The organism is Thermoanaerobacterium xylanolyticum LX-11 (assembly GCF_000189775.2).
GTDB classification, from domain to species: Bacteria; Bacillota; Thermoanaerobacteria; order Thermoanaerobacterales; family Thermoanaerobacteraceae; genus Thermoanaerobacterium; species Thermoanaerobacterium thermosulfurigenes.
Genome location: NC_015555.1, coordinates 1,710,183 through 1,730,267 on the forward strand (window position 1 = coordinate 1,710,183; position 20,085 = coordinate 1,730,267).

The window sequence follows — 20,085 nt, forward strand, 5'->3', positions numbered from 1 at the left end:
CTTATTTTATTGCTCCAGCCATTACACCTTTAATAATGTATTTCTGTGAGAACAGATAAAATATAATTACCGGTATTATCGTCAGCACTAAACCTGCTAATGCCAAATTCCACTCTATGGTAAACTCTCCAAAAAAGAAAAACGTCGACAGCGGAATAGTCCTAAGGTTAGGACTGCGTAAAACCAATGACGGAAGCAAATAATCGTTCCAAAGTGATATAACATTTAATATAGCTACAGTAACAATAATAGGCTTAAGATTGGGAAAAACTATTCTCCAAAACAATTGAAATTTATTGCATCCATCAATTGTTGCAGCTTCCTCCATTTCAAGCGGAACATTTTTAATGAATCCATGAAACAAAAATGTAGACATACCTATGCCAAAGCCTATATTCATAAAAATAAGCCCATATCTCGTATCAATCAGCGAAAAATTCGTCCCCGGAATCTGCCATTTACTTAAATACTGCACTAATGGTATCATGACAGATTGAAATGGTATCAACATTGTCGCAACCAATGTATAAAATATAATATTGGAAATAGTCGTTTTATTTCTTTCAAGAACCCATGCCGCCATTGACGACAATACAATTATAAACACAACACTCGTAACTGTAATAAACAGAGAATTACCTAAAGCAGTCAAAAAGTCCATCTTTTGTATTGCTTGAACATAATATGTGAAATTTAAAGCCTTAGGTAGACTTAATTCACTTGTAAATATTTCTTTTCTATCTTTAAAAGAATTAATAATCATAATATAAACAGGAAATATAACAAATAGTGTCAATACCCAACCGAATATTTCTAAAATAGTCATATTCTTCTTGGCTTTTTCCATCACATCTCAACCTCTCTTTTCTTTGTTAAATACACCTGTACAAGTGTAATAACCATGATTACGACAAAAAATACAACAGCTTTTGATTGAGCTATGGCATATTGATTGTGCTTATATGCCGTTTGCACAATATTCATCGTCAATAATTCTGTCGTACCATAAGGTCCGCCGTTTGTAAGCGATAAATTTGTGTCATATTGCTTAAATGAATTTGACAAAGTTATAAAAAGGCTTATGGTAAAAGAAGGAACAGTAAGTGGTAGTATGATGTTAAATAGCCTTCTCACAGGTCCTGCACCATCAATAAGAGATGCTTCGATTATGTCTGGATTAATGCTTTCCAACCCGGCAATGTATATGATCATCACGTATCCTGACATTTGCCATGCTGATACAATCACAATGCTCCAAAAGGCCATATTAGGATCATTTATCCAATTAAAGAATATATTTGAGGCGTGTAACACAGTTCCCAACTGAACAAACAGTTTTGTAAATATAAATTGCCATATAAATCCTAATATCAAGCCACCTATTAAATTAGGCATAAAGAAAATCGATCTTAAAATGTTTCTAGTCTTCATTTTTCTTGTAACAAGAAGCGCTAAAGAGAAACCAATTATATTTGAAACTATCACCATAATAATCGCATATTTAAAAGTCAATAAAAATGCGCTTAAAAAATTCTGATCTCTAAACACCTTTAAATAGTTGCTAAATGCTATAAATTTTGAACCAAAAAACGAAAAACCATCCCAATCTGTAAAAGAATAAATTATGCCTAATATAAAAGGAATTATTACTACATTTATAAAGATAAATAGTGATGGTATTAAAAATAGCCAAAACGTCACTGTATTGCTATTTTTTTTCATATTTTCACTCCTATCGTATACACATTGATTTAAATTAGGACATACTTCTCGCCCATGTGCAAAAGAAGTATGTCCTATAAGCTAATTACTTGCCAGCATCTTGAACCCAAACATTTGTCAATTCTGATAAGAATTGATCGTCATTTTTTATAAGTCCAGCATAATACTTTTGAATGACATTAGAACCATCAACATCTATTCCGTTAGGGAAATAATTGTTGTACACCCATGGAATAATTTGGCCTTTGTCAACATACTGAGCAACTTCCGCTGCCAGTGGAGCCTTTGGAGCCTTTACTCCTTTATATGCTGGAATAAACTTCAAAGTATCTGCAGAATATTCTTGTCCTTTATCGCTTGTAATCAACCAATCCAAAAATTCAATTGCAGCTTTTTGTTGTTCTGGTGTTGCATATTTATTTACACGCCATGCAGTAGCAGTACCAACAGCTAATTTTGTATTTCCACCTGTCGGGAATGGAATAATTCCATATTCAAAATTTGGTTTATCTTGATCCAAAACTGATTGTACCCAATCTCCTTGGTGTATCATAGCATATTTACCGCTTGCAAATCCTGCCACTTGATCATCGTATGAATCAAGCGCCTTATTCGTATATGGTTTTATTTTATCCATATCTTTTATCCATTGTACTACACTCGGTATGTCTTTCATAGTTATTTGTCCTTTGTCAAGTTTCTCTATATCTGTCTTGTAATTTGGATCAACTGCAAAAGCCCAGTTAAAAGGATGTATAAATGAGAAGTACGTCTCTTTTGCAAAAGCAATAGGTTTTACAACACCATTTAATTTTGACAATTTTTCACACGCATTTACTAATGCATCGATGCTTGTTATTGATGCAGGATCTATGTTTGCTTCTTTAAATAAATTTTTATTGTAAATCAAACCATATCCTTCAACCGCTGAAGGAAGACCATATAACTTACCATCAACAGTAACATCATCTTTTACTCCATCTGCCAGCATTTCAGCAGCTTTTGAATCTTTTATTTCAGCCATATATGGTTGAAATTTAGGAGTATCTGGTCCAGCAATAGTAAATATCGTAGGTGCTTTTTCTGGTGACGCAGAAAACTGCGATTGTAATACAGTAGCAAAATTATCTCCTGAAGTACCTAAAAGTTTTACTTCTACTTTATCTTGTGATTTATTATAATCATCAATTATAGTTTGAAGATCAGACTGTATTTCGGTTTTGCTTTGCATCACCGTTATGGTTATTTTGCTATTTTGACTAGAAGGTGTTCCATTTTGACTTGTTTTGCTATTATTTCCGTTATTGCTTGATGAACATCCTGTCACTAAAGCAATTATTAAGATCGTCGAAATTAATAAACTCAATATTTTTTTCATACAAACGCTCCTCCTATTTTTTTATTTTATGATGATTAAAAAATTGCAATTGAAGTTTTTTGTCTAGCACCCCCTTTTAGTTTTTCCTAGATAAGTACCTTTCACTTACCATACATAAACCAAAAATTCAACTTAAATTCAGCAAGTATTGATGCAACAAATATTTTATTAAAAAATACATTTTTAGTGTTTTTCTTGATTACTTACCAAATTTAAGCTTAATAAAGTATAACTGTAACCGCTTACAGTTTCTCGACAAATAAAAGCTACAGTTTTTATATCATCCAATCTAAAATAGACTGTCAATAAGCACAATCTGTAACCGCTTACAGATATATTGTAACATCTTTTTTAAAAATAATCAATAGCTTTTAAATTATTTTTTTAATTTTTTTGTGCATTTCTTTAAATGCAGGACTGACGAATAATCAATCTGTGCTTTAAAATAACTCTCTTTTCAGATATCTTTTTATTGTCTATTATCTTTATCAACATGCGAGCTGCAACAGCACCAATATCGTACATGGGCTGCGCAACAGTAGTTAAAGCTGGCCTTGTCACCTCTGCCAAATCGAGATTATCAAATCCTATTATAGAAACATCTTCCGGGCATTTTAAACCAGCGTCAAAAACAGCATTGATAGCACCCATAGCCATTACATCACTGAAGACAAAGATAGCATCTGGTTTAACACCACCTTTTAGCATTTCTTTTGCAGCTATATAGCCACCTTTTGCTTTAAAATTACTTTCTTTTATCAACTCATCATATACTTTAAGACCAGCTTCTTTCATAGCATCGAGAAATCCGTAAAGCCTATCAACACTATCAACAGTTTCTTTCATACCGTTCAAATCGCCATGGATGACACCTATTTTTTTGTGACCTTGCGATATCAAATATTTTGTAGCGTCATAAGCAGCTTTTTTATTGTCTATTACTACATACGGCACATCATAATTCGTCGCTCTTCCAGCTAATACTAACGGTATTTTTCTATCTTTGAAAATATCATATATTTCATCCGAAAAATAATCGCTATGGAATATTATTCCATCCACCCATCTGCTTTTCAACATATCAATGTACTGTATTTCTTTATCTCGGGAGTTATCGGCATTGCAAAGAATTATATTGTACTTATATATATTGCATACATCTTCTATTCCGCGAACAACTTCACTATAATACGGATTAGATATGTCAGGAACTATTAACCCTATAGTGTTTGTCTTCTTCATGGCCAAACTGCGAGCTAATATGCTTGGCTCATAGCCAAGCTCTTTTGCCGCTTTTAATACACTTTCCCTTGCCCTTTCGCTGACGTATGGACTATTATTAAAAACTCTTGAAACAGTCGCTGTTGAAACGTTCGCCAGTTTTGCTACATCATCTATATTTGCCATACAGACCACACATTCCCTTCGCAATTAACTTAGAGTCATAATGCATATAAAACAGTAACCGCTTACAATTATATCACATTAATTTTAAAACAGCAATACAAATCATTTAAGACCTGTTGTAGAAATCCCTTTGACAAATTGTTTTTGGAATACAAGAAATATAAGTATCATCGGCAACGTCAAAAGTATAGCGCCTGCCATAACTTGATTCCAAAATTGATAATACTGTCCGTAGAATGAATTTAATCCAACCGGCAGTGTGTACATATTATCACTGGACGTCAAAAGACTTGGCCACAAAAAACTATTCCAATTGCCTGTAAACATGAATATAAACTGTGTTGTAAGAGCAGGCTTCGACAATGGTAAAACTATTTGCAGAAAAATCCTAAATCTAGACAATCCATCTATCGTTGCAGCTTCTTCCATCTCTTTCGGAATAGATAAAAAGAACTGTCTCATTAAAAATATGCCAAAACTGCTGGTTAAAAACGGTATAGTAAGCCCCCAATAAGTATTCACCCATCCTAATTTGCTTAATAAAATATACGTCGGCACCATTACAACCTGTCCAGGCACCATCATAAGCGCCAACACAATAATGAATAGGAAATTACGTCCTGCAAAATTAATTCTGGCAAGAGCGTATCCAGCCATTGAATTAAACAATAAATTTCCAAATGTAACTGCGATAGCAACAATCAAACTATTAAAGAACCACCTCAGAAATGGAAACTGACTTACAATCATGTTATAATTGCCAAACGTTAAATTCTTTAAATTGACTCTTAAACTATCTATTTCACTTGTAGGTTTAAGCGAAGTTATTATAGACCAAATAAATGGTCCTAGCGTTATTGCAGCATAGACTATGGCTACCGAATAAAGAAAAAATCTGAATATTTTAGACATGATATATTACCTCCTAATACATTTCATCTCTAAATAATAATCTTTGCAATAATGTCAAAAGCAAAATAATTAGAAATAATACAAAAGCCATAGCTGATGCATATCCCATGTTAAAATCTTTAAATCCTGTTTTATATATGTCAAGAACCACCGTCATCGTCGCGTCAAGTGGCCCTCCGCTTCCTCCTGACACAACGTACGCCTGATCAAAGATTTGAAAAGTACCTATCAATGAGACTACAAGGTTAAAGAACACAACGTGTCTCAACAATGGAAAAGTAATTTTTATAAATCTTTGAAATTTATTTGCACCATCCACTTCTGCTGCCTCATACAATTCCATGGGGATGTCCTGAAGTCCTGCCAAGAATATTACCATATAATTTCCAACCGACGACCAAATAGCCATCATCATGATTGACGGCAAAGCAAAGTTGACATTGTTAAACCATGCTTGACCATGTATACCGACTTTTGACAAAATTGTGTTGACTAAACCATCTGCTTTAAATAAATACAAAAAAATGACTGACACAGCAACTGTCGATGTTACAGTAGGTATATAATACGCAACTCTAAAAAAGGTCTTTCCTTTAATGTCTGAATCAACGACTAATGCAAGGATTAATGCTATAAATAATTGCGTAGGTACCACAAACAATGAATATATCGTTGTGTTAAGCAATGCTCTTTTAAATGTTTGATCATTTAACAATCCTATATAATTTTTAAACCCTACCCAGTGGCTTGATGAAGGATTTAAGTATGAAAAATCTTTAAAGCTTATTATAAATGCATAAATTAATGGTCCAATAATAAATACAGAAATAGAAATGACAAAAGGCATCATAAAAGCGTATCCCGAAATAGTTTCATTTATATATTTTTTCTTTGAAATTGAATGAGCTTTCATAATGAGACTCTTCCTTTCAATCCATTAATAGCAACACCAAACAGCAAAATCTTTATGCAGCACCTTAAAGGTGCTGCATAGCATCATTGTCCAAGTTGCTTCTGTGCATTATCAAGTGCTTCTTGAGCATTATTTGCCTGCTTCATTATAAGCGAATCTGAAGCTTTATTTGCTGCATCAGATACTTTTGTTCCAAGAAGGCCAAACTGCCATGGGTAAGAATAAGCTGCACCATCGATAAATGCCACTCTATCTGGATATTTTGCCCTAAATCCTTCTTCCATAGACTTCCTTGATGGAAGGGCAAGACCTGAATCAACAACAAATTGTTGTCCTTCTTTTCCCGTTAAAAACTCTAATAATTTAAATGCTTCATCTTTATTCTTGCTGTTTTTATTCATTACATAAGCAACAGTAAAAGCTAATGTTGCTTTTTGTTTGCCTTCCGGAAGTTCTGCTATTCCATAATTGAGGTTTGGATCTTTGTCTTTTAAGAATGGTATCATCCATCCTCCTTCTATCGCCATTGCAGCTTTCTTAGCAGCAAATACATCGCCATTCCATCCTCCACCTAAATTTTGTGGCGTATCCGCTACTTTATCCTTAGTGATAAGCCCTGTATAGAAGTCAAGTGCCTGAGCATTTTCTGGAAGATTTAAAGACACCTTTCCATCTTTATATACTGAACCACCATTTTGAAGCATAAAAGCTTCGAACCTTGCAAGGTCTGACGATAAAACCAAGCCTTTCACGCCATTCTTAGTCAATTTCTGTGCATCTGCTTTTAATTCATCCCATGTCTTTGGAGGCTCACTTATACCTGCAGCATTAAACATATCTTTATTATAGAATAGCGCTAATGTGTTATAATCCTTTGGAAGACCGTATGTTTTTCCTTCCCACTGAAATGCCGAAAGCAACGATGGTTCGAAATCATTTACATCCACATTGTATTTCTTAATATAATCATCTAATGGTTCTAAAACACCTGATGACATAAGCTGTGGTGCAGGCATGCTATCAAGATAGAAAATGTCCGGTGCTACATTTGCAGCAATTTCTGTTTGTAATTTTTGCATGTAATCGCCTACTATTGTTTCAATTTGTACATTAATATTAGGATATTTTTGCTTGAAAGCAGCCAACTGATCATTTACAATTTTCGTTTCAGCAGGTGAAGAAGACCACATGCCAAGTTTTAAAGTTACAGATTTAGTAGTATCTTGTTTTTGCACAGAACTAGTTTTATTATTGTTATTGGAAGAATTGCTTTGCTTCGTTGAACATCCGGAAAGCAATGTGGCTATCAAAAGTATTGTTACGACAAAAATGCTTAAAAATTTTTTACCCATTTCATTTTCTCCTCTCTTAATAAATTATGATTTTAAGCAAACTAAATTTTCACCAATTTAAAGTAATCCTGAATCCCCCCTTATTCTATTATTTATCTTTATAGGCAAAACAGCAATTTCTGTTTATGCCTATGATAAATCTAATTAACTTCAACATCTTTCCCTCTTATTTTTACTTTTATCTTTCTTCCGTTGCCTTCAAGAATTTTTACGTCAACACTATCTTTAGCAATATTGATTTGGAGTAGATTGCCTTTCCAATAGATTTGATACGATAGCTTCTGCCATTTTTCTGGTAACCATGGATTTATATTCAAAACGCCTTCTTTGTCAATGTACAAACCGCCAAATCCAAATACAGCAACCTGCCATGTACCTCCAGCAGAAGCAGCATGGAGACCCTCTTTCGTGTTGCCTTGATTATCTACAAGGTCAACATTGGCACTTCTTAAAAATGAATAATATGCATTTTTATAATCGCCAACTTTTAACCCCATAATAGAATACATGCTGGGGCCTAACGAAGATTTATGCATCGTCCTCTTTTGATAGTATTCGTAGTTAATCTTTTTCGTCTCATCGTCAAATTCTTCACCTAATAACAGCATAAGCATTACTACATCAGCTTGTTTTACAAGTTGCGTATCATTTAATTTTGTAACATCTACACCATCAGGCCATAACGGCATATTATTTTCATCAAACTTATCTATTACGTAATCTTTTCTTTTGAAATAACCTTCAAATTGCTCTAAGATCTTTCTTTCTTTATCAAACGGTATATAAATCTTAGTAATAATATTTTTCCAACTTTTTAGTTCATCTTCTGTCAGACAAATCTTAGACGACAACACTTCGTATGTTGATGGATAGTCTTTTTTCAAAATCTCAATGAATTCAATTGCTTTTTGAATGTTCCACCGCGCCAGAAAATTAGTATATGAATTATTATTTACGTGTTCGTGAAATTCATCAGGGCCAATCACATCATTTATTTCATACCTATCTAACGAATCGTTGTATTCGCATCTTGATGCCCAAAATCTGGCAGTTTCTAATATCATTTCGATGCCGCATTTAAGCATAAAATCTATGTCATCTGTAGCTCTGTAGTACTCAAAAACAGCGAAAGCAATATCAGCAGTTATATGGTACTCTATATCTCCAGTCCATATCCTCACGGGATTACCTTTATAATCAACACCCCATTTTGGTGTCTCCTCATTCCCTGTGTCAGCAGATTCCCATGGGTATTGAGCGCCTTTATATCCATTTCGTATGGCATTTTGTCTTGCCGCATCTAAAAGATTGTATCTATACATAAGAAGTGTTTTAGCAGCATTTGGATACACATATATAAAAAATGGAAGCATAAATATTTCTGTATCCCAAAAAACATGTCCTTTGTATCCTTCGCCATGGAGAGCTTTTGCTGCAATGCTTACCCTAGAATCACTTTCGCTAACGGAGCTCATCAAATGAAATACATTAAACCTCAAAGCTTTATCTGCCTCATCATCACCATCTATCTTAATATCCGCAACCTTCCAAAGTTTTTCATATATTTCAATGTGCTTTAAAAGTTCTTTATCTATACCCTCTGAGGCAAAATTGTAAACATCTTTCTCAACTTCACTTTTAATCTTTTCTTTAGATATATCCCTCGATGTGTAAGTTGAAACAAATTTGTCTACTTCAACAGTTTTCTTTTCAATTGCTTCAAATTCATAGTATTCTGAACATATTTCACCTAACGGAGCAAATCTTTTATGCTTCACTATATTATCTCCATCATCGCTGCGATAAATTTTTACATAGAAGCCTGTTCCAATTCTTGCATCATCATCTCTTGTGGCTGTTTCAAGATAACAACCACCATTGACAAAGTCAGTATTTTCAACAACACGTAAATGTTTTGTTTTATGTGCTGGATTTTCTTTTGAATTTAACACAGATCCATCAATTATGCTTTCTACAGCAATGGTACCACTATAATTCACAGGTGTTATAAATAGCTTTATGGCAGCACGATGAACGTTATGTTTGCTTAAAAATCTGTACCCTTCTATACGGGTAATCATTCCGGAATCATCTTTTATTGTAATGCCTCTAAACAAGATTCCATGCTTCATATCTAAAATTCTGATAAAATCTAAAATTTCACATTTATCAAGATTCAAATTTTTGCCATTAATGTATATCTTTATGCCAACCCAATTTTGTAGATTGACCAATTCCCTTACTTGAGCTTCTGACTTATCAAAAATTCCAGCAATAAAGTTACCTGGGCACTCATCATCAGCGCCTTCTTCAAAACTTCCTCTTACTCCCATATATCCATTTGCAAGAGTAAAATTTGTTTCATACCTTTGATTTAATTTTTTGTCATATCTGTCCTGCAAAATAAGCCATTTATCATCGCTTAACAATTTATTTATATCGTCAATAAATGTATATTTAGCCACATGTATACCTCCTGCCAAATAAATGCATCCGAAACGTTTTGGAAATATTGCAAAAAAAATTATATTTTTTTTGCAGATTGTCTAATAGCAAGCCTATGGGGTACTACGATATGTCTCGGTTTTTCGCCTTTAATTATTGATATAAGATGTCTAGCTGCCATATAACCTATTTTATAATTTTCCTGTCGTACAGTTGTCAAACCTGGAGTTATTAATGATGCTAGTTCAATGTCATCAAAACCAACTATAGATATATCCTCCGGAACCTGCATGCCAAGATCCTGTGCAGCTTTTAATGAACCTATAGCCATCAAATCCGAAGCGTGAAAAACCGCTGTAATTTCAGGATTTTCAAAAATCATCTTTCTGAAACAATTATATCCTCCATCTTGAGTAAAATCATCAAAAACAACATATTCGTCTTTATAAGGAATATTGTTTTTATAAAGTGCTTTTTTATATCCTTCCAATCTTTCAAAACTCACTGCAGCATCATTATGTCCGTTTATAAAGCCGATATTCTTATGCCCCAATTTTATTAAATAGCTTGTTGCCTCAAAAGCAGCTTGCACATTATCTGAACTTACATAGCCTACTTTATCATTTAATATAGGAATATCTATCAGCACAGTTGGAATATCTGTGTTTTTTATCTCTTCTATATACGGATCGCTTAATTTTAAACCCTCCACAATTGCGCCATCAACTTTCCTGTCATTGCATAATTTTTCATAAGGCGTCACATCTTGTGAAGCTGGATCAACCGTATACAATATAAGGTCGTATTTATCTTTTCTTAAACCTGCCTTTATACCTGCCAATATCTCCAGAAAAAACGGATGGTAGGCACCCGGTTTAATAAGTTCTGAAACAACCAGACCTACCGTGTGAGTCTTATTGGTCACTAATCCTCTTGCAATAGAATTAGGAGAATAGTTTAATTCCTCAGCTATTTTCTTGATTTTTTCTCTTGTTTCTTCGCTTACATCCGGATATCCGTTTAAAGCTCTGGAAACCGTAGTTACAGAAACACCCGCGTATTTTGCAATATCTTTTATAGTAACTGCCATTACATATCCACCTTTTCCAAAACGTTTTGGTTTAATTTTATTGTATACCATTTCTTTTTACATGTCAAGTGAACATTTCTAAAATTTTTTAATAAAATTCCAATTGTCAAAAGCATTTATTTACCTTTCAACAATTGGAATACTTGTTTTTTCAATTCTCTCTCATCGATACTGCCATCTGTAATGCATCAACAGGTTTAAAATTGTAATTTATATAGTATACACTTGATTCCTTTGTCCAGTAAATATTAGTTGTAGTTTTATTTTTAGATACATTTACAACAATCAAGCCTTTGTTTAGCGGAACAGGCAAATTGTAATTTTGTAAGTATTTTACCATCTGTTTTGCCAAATCGATCTGAGGCTTGTCAGGTGAATTAACTTCAACAGTCCATCTGCCCTCTCTCCATTGCACACTGTACTTACCCTTCCCATAATAAACCTGTCCCCATATAAAATCTTTATAATTAAGTTTTTGACTCTGTTCATCGACTATAAAACCATTATTCTGCTGAATCGCATTTACATAATTTTCCGCATCGATATCTGAGGCAAAAAGAAAGCCTCCAAAATCCCCCAAAATATCGTTAGCATCAATATTGGTCGGATCTATTTTTATATTTTTTAAATCTAATAGTTTATCAGATATAATTAAATCAACATTGTAGCTGTCGTTAAACTTTCCCATTTCAGGCACAGCAGTTATATACATATTTTTTTTATCTTCTGGCAAAGGAACAACTGTAGGAGCATAAATCTTAATTATTGCATTACCTTCGATATCTTTCAAAGCATCTATAATAATTGGATTTACATATTCAATATTTTTTTGATTATTGTCCTTTCTTATAGGATACTGTTGCTGCCACGTTTGCCCCCCATCAAGTGTGCTTAATATTAGCCCGTTGCCATTTTTCGTTGACGCAATCCAGCCATTGTAAGTATCTACAAATGTCATCGGAATAGGACCTTCAATTATGCTTTCTAAATCAAATTGCGGAACAGGATAACTGCTCCACGTATTTCCCCCATCAGTAGTTCTCGATATCAAAATCTTATCACTATCATTTTTCGGATTTAGCCCAATGGTAAAAGCAGTTTCTTTATCAACAATATCTATAGAGCTTAAATATGAACCTAAAAAATTATTTGTTTTATGACTACCGTAAAAACTACTAAAATTTTTTTCTTCAGCCAAAGCAGTCCAATTCTTCCCACCATCTGCAGTTTTTAAAATAAGATATGGCTGTTCCTCTGCCGATGTGGATTTGCCCCTATAAATAGCCCATATATTGTTTACATCTAATGCAGAGATCTCTACGGCCCATTGTCCTTGCAAATATGGATTGTAAACAAAATTCCAAGAAATCCCACCATCTCTTGTATAATATATACTATTATTGTATGACGCAAATCCATGGTATTGATCAACAAAATCATAAGAATCAATTTTTATTTTTGTGTTCATGCTTTCCCACGTCTGTCCTCCGTCGTCAGTGATATAAAGTTTACCTTCGTGTGTACCATAGCCTCTATTCACCGTTACAAACTTTATGTTTTCAATATTCACATTCATTTTAGGCAATTCAATCCACGTCTTACCACCATCTGTCGTCTTCAAAATAGATCTATCAGATGATATGGCCCAACCATAAATAGAATTGACAAAATCAAATCCTATTATATTAAAAGAACCAGTATGTTCAACTGTCCAGTTTTTACCTCCATCATTTGTAGACAAAATAATCCCTTGTCCACCAGCCCATCCATCTTTCCCATTTATAAAGTGAATCGCCTGAAGACCAAATTTAGGCGCATTGTTTAGATTATAGCTAAATTCAACATTTCTATTGATTTTATACGTAGTATCGTTAATACTATTTTCTTGATTTTTGTTTATGCCACAACCAGTTAAGAAAAATATTAAGATTACAAATGACACTGCCAATCTATACGATAATCGCCACATAGTCGTGACTCCCCTTTTTATCTTTCTAAATTAATTTTAGCAGACATTTAAAAGGATTTTATAAAAAAATTATTAAATTTTGATACCATATGGGCATACCCTGATACATATTCCGCAAACAGACCCTCGTCCTATATGTTTAAAATTTTTGTTCATGTACTCACTGCATGCATGTGCATCAACAATTTCCTTTCTATCCATTCCAACTTTCCACAATCTGCCGTGCAGTGCCATTGCTGGACAACTTGTTACGCATAAATTGCAATCACCGCATCTGCTTTCAGTAACAGGAATACCTGGATTTAAATTAAAATCAGTCAATACTGTGCCTAACCTTACTCTTGGACCATATTTTTCAGTGACCAAGAGCCCATTTTTCCCGATCCATCCTAATCCAGCCATTGTTGCAGCAGTTTTATGCTGAAATAACCCTCTGTACTCTCCAAGTTCTTTTATGGACTGAGATGCAGGTACAGCTAATGCATTGTAGCCCCATTCTTCTAGCAAAAGCATAGTTTTCAATGTAATTTGGTCTATCAATGTATTCACAGAACGGTAGTGATGAAAATACGTATAAGTTGGTTTATCATCAATTTCATTAATTATCCTATCCGACAATTTTATTAAAACAGTTATACCATATTTTAAATCTTGCAAACTTTCAGGAAGCACATCACCAAGATAAGAGAATCCAACATCCGATGCACCCCATTCTTTAATTTTTTCTAAAATAATCATTTGTTTGTTCATTAACATCACCTTTTTAATTTTATTCCAAAATAATTTTAACATATTGTTGTTAAGTAAAAAAAGAATAAATCATATATTTTTACGCAAAATTAGATATGGGAATAATTTTGAGGAGGTAAAAACATGGCAAGAGGAAGTTGGAATGATAAAACAAAAGTAGTGCCTGAAGCACATCAAGCACTGGATAATTTAAAATATGAAGTAGCAAAAGAATTAGGTTTGCCCGTAAAACAAGGATCTGAAGATTATTGGGGCACACTTACGTCTCGCGATTGCGGTGCTGTCGGAGGACATATGCTAAAAAGAATGGTACACTACGCTGAATCCGCCATGTCAAATGGTATTAGCATAAGCGGCGAAAAGACAACAAAAATTGGAAATGGCGCAGCAGGCAGTGAAGCAGAATACATGAACAAATGATACTTTGGAGAGTATTTAAAATACTCTCTTTTTTTAATATATATTTTGTGGTAGAATATAAATATCATACAACATGTTGTGAGAGGTGTGAAAGTTGAGTTATGAGATTCAAGAATTAGCAGAAAACAAATTGATAATTTTGTACATTTTAAATAGAATAGATATGCCTATTACAGGTGAACAGATAAACAGAATAATTTCTGATAACAACCTTATGAATTATTTCTATCTTCAGCAATACCTAAACGAATTAGAAGAAAGCAATTTTGTAGATCTTAAGGAAAATAAATACGTATTAACTGAGTTTGGTTTAAATGCATTAAAGTTATTCTTTAAGCACATTCAGGAAAAAACGAGAAAAAAAATAGATGAATACATAGTTATAAATAAGGAAAAATTCAGACAAGAATCACAGTATGTAGCCACATATTATAAGAAGTCTGAGAGAGAATACATCGCAAATTTACAAGTTGTAGAAAACGACATTGTCCTTATAGAGATAAATCTAAATTTAGTAAATGCACAACAAGCAAAGATCGTATGTGATAACTGGAAACAAAAATCAAATGACGTATATAATTATATTGTAAAAGCCCTTACGCCTCAAAAATGAGACCATCGGGCTCTTTTCCAACTTCTATCTTTCTTTCAATTTTGAGATTTTCTATATCTACTAAAATCAACTTATTTTCACCAGAAACTGTTATTAATGCATGATTTTTAAACACCCTTACATAAACCGGCATATAACCACAAAAAAGTTCTGTACGTTTTTTTGTATGCAAATCAATTTTCATCAAAGTATTAGAGCATGAATTTACAACAAATATATATTTCTTTGAAAACGCAACGGATATTGGCAGCTTTCCACATTTAATGTCATCGACAAATGTATCATTAATTATGTCATATACGGATATTGAACCATCAAGCCCCGTCTCCAAATACGAGTTCGCCACGAATAAAAATTTTTCATCGTCTGATAAGCACATTCCAAATGGCTTTGACTTAACAGACAATGTTTTTTCTACATGTAGATCAATTGGATCTATCAATGAAATTGAATCAGAATTCGTATTTGATACAAAAATTTTATTATGCTTTTCACTGTATATTATAGACTGTGGCTGAAATCCCACATTAACCTGCTCTACTATCTTACCTGCCATTATGTCAAATACGCTTAGGCAATCTGCATCACCATTTAAAACATATATACGATTATTTAAAATCATACCATCGTTGGGAGAAGATCCAATATATACAGTATCATGCAATCGAAAGTCATTAATACCAATAATACTCATCGAATCATCAAACACATTTAGAGAATAAAGTTCTTTTCTTCTGCTATCAATAAGCAATCTATGGGGTCCTTTTTGCGGTATGTGGAATTTATCACTCTTATAAGTAAAGCCATCATTAATCAACTTAAGAAATGCCTTGGTATGATTGTCGCTTATATAGCTTATAGTGTCATCACCTTTGTTGGCAACAAATATTTTCAATGTTCATCCCCCCATGCATATGCTAATTTATAATATGCACAGAAGGCATTAATGTCACAAAAATGGTCGGGGCAACAGGATTTGAACCTGCGACCTCACGGTCCCGAACCGCGCGCGCTACCTCTGCGCCATGCCCCGACGCATCTACAATTTTATCATAAACAAATTATTATATCAAGTACAATTTAAGAATTGATCGTGTCAAGTATTTTTAGGTTTTTTTGAAAAAAAGACCTCACTATCACTCTAAGGATGAGTATTGATAGCTGGATTTTAAGAAAAGTTTTTTAGTGTTGAAGTCTCTTAACTTCTTGATAGCATAAAATCGCCACTCACTCTATAATCTTTGATTTTCTTTTAATATCTCACTCATTCTCAGATTCTCACGCTCTTCAAAGAAGCCATCATGTATATCAATGCTATTTATTCATGAATTTTACATGTGATAGGTAACCCAAATAAGCTCCCCATAATAATAACTAAAACTACAATCTTCAATATATATGCATACTTTTAAATGGCATTTCTCAATAGTAATGATTTTATAGCCTGACTTGTTAATGTTTTTTTATTTTGCAATATTGGCAAGCTTATTATGTTTTCATAAGTTGATCTTATTTTCTTTAGTTGTTGTTTCGCTTTATACACTGTTTGCTTTGGTATTTCTATTGGCTTTAAGCTTTCATATTGCTGTTTTAATACGACATCTTTCAGTGATATACCGCTTGCTTTTATTGCTCTTAATTTTGCCATTTTGTGAGCCCCAACCTTGCTCCATGAAATTGGTCTGCTTGATAGCCTCTCTGAAAGTACATGACTTACATGACTTTCTGCACTGCATCCTGTTATTTCTTTTTTGTAAAGGCTGTATGAATTTATTCCATCCCAATTGTTATTTATATAGGTTTGGCACTTCATTACGGGATTTTCTGTTCCGTTTAATTCTAGTTCTTTGTATTTTTGTGTTAAAAGCTCATTGACTTTTTGTTTGTCTGCTTTAAATATGGCTTTCCATAATTCTCTCTTTGTTTTTTTATCTTCTTTTATTGCAGCTGTTATGTATTTTTGTAGATGAAATAGGTCTAATACGTATACGGCATTAGGCAGATATTTTACTCCGAATTTTATCCATTCTGCTCCATCTCCAGATACGTATATGCGTTTTATTTTGTCTTCGTTATATGTGTTTACAATGTACTCCCATACTTCTTTCCATAACTCTTCTACTTTTTCTCCTTCGTATACACCTGAAAAGTATACGGCATTTTTTAGTTCATTTCTGCCTTTTGTTATTGTTTGTTTTCCTTCGTGTACGTATATTAATTTTACAATGTCTGGTTTGCCGTTTTGAAGATGTATATGGTCTTCATCAGCTTCTATGTATAAAGTTTCTATTTCTTTTTTAGTCTTTGGCTTTTCATATGTTTGAAGGTTGTCTATTTTTCTTAATGTGTTCATTACTGTTTGCCGGCTTACATTGCAGTTAGCTCCATTTCTTTTAAGTTCCTGAGTGGTTTTTTGATATGAGAGTATTGTAGAAAGATCCGTTATATCAGCTTTAATCTCAGCATCTATTCTTTCATATTTTTGGATGCCAGCAGCTTTATCTACGAGATATGCCTTCTCTCCTGTTTCTTTGTTTTTATAGTATCGTCTTTTGTATGTGATATCTCCAAATGCAGTTGTTATTGTCCTTTCACAATCTTTTTGTACTACCACCCAGTTTTTCCTTTTGTATTTATCTTTATATATGCTTTGATCAAGTTCATGAAGTACATCTGCACAAATCTCTTTTCCTAATTCATTTAGAATTTTTTTAAGTTCTTCTTCAAATTCCAAATAGGTATATTTTCCATCAAGTAATCCAATAATTTTTTCTACAACAAGCAGGAATTTTTGAAGTGTATGTTGAATTATTTTCATAAGACCTCACCTTCCTATTTATTTTCTAACTCATCCTTTTGGGAGGATGGTGAGGTCTTATTTCTACATTTCATCGCTATTTTCCTGCTTTTTCACCTAAAAAAATTTTACACTAAGTAAGAATTCGAATTCTCATCTTATCAAATATCTATGATCTTTTTATATAAGTCCTTTATATCGTACTTTATATGTTCGTCTCTGGCAATTCTCAAAAGTCTTAAGTATTCTTCCCTTGCAAAATCATATTTTAATTGTGCAAGCTTTGTTTTAAGGTAGTTGTCTTTCTCGACCCTTTCAAGGTATAATTCACTCTCTTTAAGCCTCTTTAGTGCATTGTCTATCTCCTGTAGAAGATCTGCACTGTTATATTCCATACAACCACCTTCTAGAGACTGTAGTTTTTTATATTATATTATAGTCTTTATTATTTTATTACCTTTTTTAAATATGTTCTGACATGACCTATCATATAAAGTGAACCGCAAAAAAGTATCAAATCTTTTTTATTTGCTTTTCTCAATGCTTCGTTAATAGCATCATCTATATCTTCAAAATGTAATGGATTCACACCTTTAATTTTTTCAGCTAATTCTTCTGCCGTATAAGCTCTGTCGCTTACAGGTTTTGTCGTTATTACAATATCTGCCAGAGGTACTATTAACTTAAGCATTTTGTCTGTGTCTTTGTCCTTCAACATGCCAATGACAAGCACCAATCTTTCATAGGAAAACAGATTTAAAGCTTCTTTTAATACCGACATGCCTTGAGGATTGTGGGCACCGTCTATCACGATAAATGGGCATCTGCTTAATACTTCGATTCTGCCAGGCCATTTTGCATCGGCAAGCCCTACTCTTATAGCCTCTTCGCTTATAGTTATACCTTGAGATCTAAGTTTTTCTACAGCCATTAAAGCCAATGAAGCATTGTAAATCTGGTGTTTGCCAATTATACATATCTTAAGATTTTTATAATCTCTGTAATTAAAAATCTGATATTCGCTGTTGGACTCTATTATTTCGACATCATTGATATCTAAAATATCCAAAGATGCTTTTTTAAGGTTTGCCACTCTTTCAATCACTTGCAACGCTTCATCTTTTTGGTAAAAACTTACTATAATTCCATTTTCTTTTATTATTCCAGCTTTCTCATAGGCTATCTTTTCTAAAGTATCTCCTAATTTGTCCATATGGTCATAATCTATTGTCGAAATCACAGAAACCAAAGAATTGTCAATGACATTAGTCGCATCAAAGCGTCCACCTAATCCTACTTCCAGCACCACAAAATCGACATTTTCATCGCGAAAATACTTAAATGCAATTGCAGTAATCAATTCAAATTCTGTCGGATGATGATACCCGTCAGCCAACAGCCTGTCAACAACATCTTTTACATATTCAACGTAATCTGCCAATTTATCCTTTGGAATATTTTTGTTGTTTATCCTCATTCTTTCTTCAAATTCTTCCAAATACGGAGAGGTGTAAAGTCCTACTTTATATCCAGCATTGATTAAGATGCTATTTATAAAGGCACATGTAGAACCCTTTCCATTTGTACCTGCTACATGAATAAATTTAAGTTTTTTTTGAGGATTTCCCATATATTCAAGAAGACGCCTTATGTTATCAAGCCCTAATTTTATGCCAAATTTATTAGTGTTGTGAATGTATTTTATTGCATCGCTGTAATTCACATTATCATCCTCCGAAATTCAAAACCCCAGACAAGACATCAATTGTCTGGGGATGTTTTATAAAAATAATCCCATCATTATTTCATCTACGTATTCATTTCCGATTTTAAATTGTTTCTTTCTTCGTCCCTCTTCTTCAAATCCGTATTTTTGATATAGATGAATGGCATTGGCATTAGAGCTAAATACACTTAAACACAGCTTTGAATAGCTTCTTTTTTTAGCCCAATCAATAGCGTATTCAAATAGCTTCGAACCAATGCCTATATTCCTGTATTTAGCATCTACGCTTATGCCAATCTCACCTACGTGTTGAACTTTAGAAGATCTGCCACCATAATATCTAAAAAGCGTAAGGCAACCAACTATCTGTCCACCGTAATCAGCAACCAAAATCAGGTCTTTTCCGCGATCAAGCCGCTTTATCATTTGTCTTTCCTCTTCTTCTGTCCATCCTGGCTCTTCTGAAACCATGTATATCTTCTCTTTTCCAACACTCTCGATTAGTTTCACTATTCCTTTGGCATCTTTGATATTTGCTTCTCGTATTGTTAAAGTCGGATTTTTTTCTATCCTTTTGAATAGTGTAAACAC

The 20,085-nt window shown here is 33.4% G+C and carries 18 protein-coding genes and 1 tRNA gene; 2 read left to right on the top strand and 17 right to left on the bottom strand.

Going from position 1 to position 20,085, the window contains the following annotated elements; genetic code table 11:
* Position 1 precedes the first annotated feature (1 nt).
* From THEXY_RS08485 to THEXY_RS08535, 11 genes are all read right to left on the bottom strand, one after another.
* Complete coding sequence (locus THEXY_RS08485; RefSeq protein WP_013788429.1) at positions 2–847, bottom strand: carbohydrate ABC transporter permease; 846 nt, start codon at positions 845–847, stop codon at positions 2–4.
* Positions 847–1,722, bottom strand: a complete 876-nt coding sequence (locus tag THEXY_RS08490) for a carbohydrate ABC transporter permease (protein ID WP_013788430.1) — start codon at positions 1,720–1,722, stop codon at positions 847–849. The genes THEXY_RS08485 and THEXY_RS08490 overlap by 1 nt, the downstream gene beginning before the upstream one ends.
* 85 nt (positions 1,723–1,807) lie before the next feature.
* Entirely contained in the window at positions 1,808–3,100 is a 1,293-nt protein-coding gene (locus THEXY_RS08495; RefSeq protein ID WP_013788431.1) for an ABC transporter substrate-binding protein, read from the bottom strand.
* A gap of 405 nt (positions 3,101–3,505) precedes the next feature.
* The gene (locus THEXY_RS08500) at positions 3,506–4,507 is read right to left on the bottom strand and encodes a LacI family DNA-binding transcriptional regulator (protein WP_041592105.1); all 1,002 of its coding nucleotides are present in this window, start codon (positions 4,505–4,507) and stop codon (positions 3,506–3,508) included.
* A 102-nt stretch (positions 4,508–4,609) separates the two neighbouring features.
* Positions 4,610–5,419: a carbohydrate ABC transporter permease gene (locus tag THEXY_RS08505; protein WP_013788433.1), complete on the bottom strand. Its 810-nt coding sequence runs from the start codon at positions 5,417–5,419 to the stop codon at positions 4,610–4,612.
* Positions 5,420–5,432: 13 nt separating this feature from the next.
* Positions 5,433–6,332 carry a carbohydrate ABC transporter permease gene (locus THEXY_RS08510; RefSeq protein WP_013788434.1) on the bottom strand — a complete coding sequence of 300 codons (900 nt, stop codon included), beginning with the start codon at positions 6,330–6,332 and terminating at the stop codon, positions 5,433–5,435.
* An 83-nt stretch (positions 6,333–6,415) separates the two neighbouring features.
* Positions 6,416–7,684, bottom strand: a complete 1,269-nt coding sequence (locus THEXY_RS08515) for an ABC transporter substrate-binding protein (RefSeq protein WP_013788435.1) — start codon at positions 7,682–7,684, stop codon at positions 6,416–6,418.
* Positions 7,685–7,824: 140 nt separating this feature from the next.
* Positions 7,825–10,149, bottom strand: a complete 2,325-nt coding sequence (locus THEXY_RS08520; protein WP_013788436.1) for a kojibiose phosphorylase — start codon at positions 10,147–10,149, stop codon at positions 7,825–7,827.
* Positions 10,150–10,208: 59 nt separating this feature from the next.
* On the bottom strand, positions 10,209–11,219 hold the full coding sequence (locus THEXY_RS08525) for a LacI family DNA-binding transcriptional regulator (protein ID WP_013788437.1): 1,011 nt from the start codon (positions 11,217–11,219) through the stop codon (positions 10,209–10,211).
* A 151-nt stretch (positions 11,220–11,370) separates the two neighbouring features.
* Positions 11,371–13,188 carry a beta propeller repeat protein gene (locus THEXY_RS08530; RefSeq protein ID WP_013788439.1) on the bottom strand — a complete coding sequence of 606 codons (1,818 nt, stop codon included), beginning with the start codon at positions 13,186–13,188 and terminating at the stop codon, positions 11,371–11,373.
* A gap of 72 nt (positions 13,189–13,260) precedes the next feature.
* A complete protein-coding gene (locus THEXY_RS08535) occupies positions 13,261–13,938 on the bottom strand; it encodes a 4Fe-4S double cluster binding domain-containing protein (RefSeq protein ID WP_013788440.1) in 678 nt (225 codons plus the stop codon).
* Positions 13,939–14,061: 123 nt separating this feature from the next.
* Between THEXY_RS08535 and THEXY_RS08540 the strand changes: the two genes are divergently transcribed.
* Both THEXY_RS08540 and THEXY_RS08545 read left to right on the top strand, forming a co-directional pair.
* On the top strand, positions 14,062–14,358 hold the full coding sequence (locus tag THEXY_RS08540; protein WP_013788441.1) for an alpha/beta-type small acid-soluble spore protein: 297 nt from the start codon (positions 14,062–14,064) through the stop codon (positions 14,356–14,358).
* A 94-nt stretch (positions 14,359–14,452) separates the two neighbouring features.
* Positions 14,453–14,971 carry a DUF4364 family protein gene (locus THEXY_RS08545; protein WP_013788442.1) on the top strand — a complete coding sequence of 173 codons (519 nt, stop codon included), beginning with the start codon at positions 14,453–14,455 and terminating at the stop codon, positions 14,969–14,971.
* Here THEXY_RS08545 and THEXY_RS08550 read toward each other — a convergent pair.
* The 6 genes from THEXY_RS08550 to THEXY_RS08575 all read right to left on the bottom strand — a co-directional run bounded on the left by THEXY_RS08550 (position 14,955) and on the right by THEXY_RS08575 (position 20,085).
* Positions 14,955–15,866, bottom strand: a complete 912-nt coding sequence (locus tag THEXY_RS08550) for a YncE family protein (RefSeq protein WP_013788443.1) — start codon at positions 15,864–15,866, stop codon at positions 14,955–14,957. The genes THEXY_RS08545 and THEXY_RS08550 overlap by 17 nt on opposite strands.
* Positions 15,867–15,929: 63 nt before the next feature.
* Positions 15,930–16,004: transfer RNA gene (locus THEXY_RS08555), tRNA-Pro, on the bottom strand.
* A gap of 375 nt (positions 16,005–16,379) precedes the next feature.
* A complete protein-coding gene (locus THEXY_RS08560; RefSeq protein WP_013788444.1) occupies positions 16,380–17,789 on the bottom strand; it encodes an ISLre2-like element ISTxy1 family transposase in 1,410 nt (469 codons plus the stop codon).
* A 140-nt stretch (positions 17,790–17,929) separates the two neighbouring features.
* Positions 17,930–18,163 (bottom strand): hypothetical protein, encoded by a 234-nt coding sequence (locus THEXY_RS08565; protein WP_013788445.1) that lies wholly within the window; start codon positions 18,161–18,163, stop codon positions 17,930–17,932.
* 50 nt (positions 18,164–18,213) lie between these two features.
* Positions 18,214–19,491: a bifunctional folylpolyglutamate synthase/dihydrofolate synthase gene (locus THEXY_RS08570; protein WP_013788446.1), complete on the bottom strand. Its 1,278-nt coding sequence runs from the start codon at positions 19,489–19,491 to the stop codon at positions 18,214–18,216.
* A gap of 57 nt (positions 19,492–19,548) precedes the next feature.
* Entirely contained in the window at positions 19,549–20,085 is a 537-nt protein-coding gene (locus tag THEXY_RS08575) for a GNAT family N-acetyltransferase (protein WP_041592106.1), read from the bottom strand.

Bases quoted from the DNA above. Each gene is read 5' to 3' on its own strand.
- THEXY_RS08485 (WP_013788429.1), bottom strand. From the start codon at position 847: ATGGAAAAAGCCAAGAAGAATATGACTATTTTAGAAATATTCGGTTGG.
- THEXY_RS08490 (WP_013788430.1), bottom strand. From the start codon at position 1,722: ATGAAAAAAAATAGCAATACAGTGACGTTTTGGCTATTTTTAATACCA.
- THEXY_RS08495 (WP_013788431.1), bottom strand. From the start codon at position 3,100: ATGAAAAAAATATTGAGTTTATTAATTTCGACGATCTTAATAATTGCT.
- THEXY_RS08500 (WP_041592105.1), bottom strand. From the start codon at position 4,507: ATGGCAAATATAGATGATGTAGCAAAACTGGCGAACGTTTCAACAGCG.
- THEXY_RS08505 (WP_013788433.1), bottom strand. From the start codon at position 5,419: ATGTCTAAAATATTCAGATTTTTTCTTTATTCGGTAGCCATAGTCTAT.
- THEXY_RS08510 (WP_013788434.1), bottom strand. From the start codon at position 6,332: ATGAAAGCTCATTCAATTTCAAAGAAAAAATATATAAATGAAACTATT.
- THEXY_RS08515 (WP_013788435.1), bottom strand. From the start codon at position 7,684: ATGGGTAAAAAATTTTTAAGCATTTTTGTCGTAACAATACTTTTGATA.
- THEXY_RS08525 (WP_013788437.1), bottom strand. From the start codon at position 11,219: ATGGCAGTTACTATAAAAGATATTGCAAAATACGCGGGTGTTTCTGTA.
- THEXY_RS08530 (WP_013788439.1), bottom strand. From the start codon at position 13,188: ATGTGGCGATTATCGTATAGATTGGCAGTGTCATTTGTAATCTTAATA.
- THEXY_RS08535 (WP_013788440.1), bottom strand. From the start codon at position 13,938: ATGAACAAACAAATGATTATTTTAGAAAAAATTAAAGAATGGGGTGCA.
- THEXY_RS08540 (WP_013788441.1), top strand. From the start codon at position 14,062: ATGGCAAGAGGAAGTTGGAATGATAAAACAAAAGTAGTGCCTGAAGCA.
- THEXY_RS08560 (WP_013788444.1), bottom strand. From the start codon at position 17,789: ATGAAAATAATTCAACATACACTTCAAAAATTCCTGCTTGTTGTAGAA.
- THEXY_RS08565 (WP_013788445.1), bottom strand. From the start codon at position 18,163: ATGGAATATAACAGTGCAGATCTTCTACAGGAGATAGACAATGCACTA.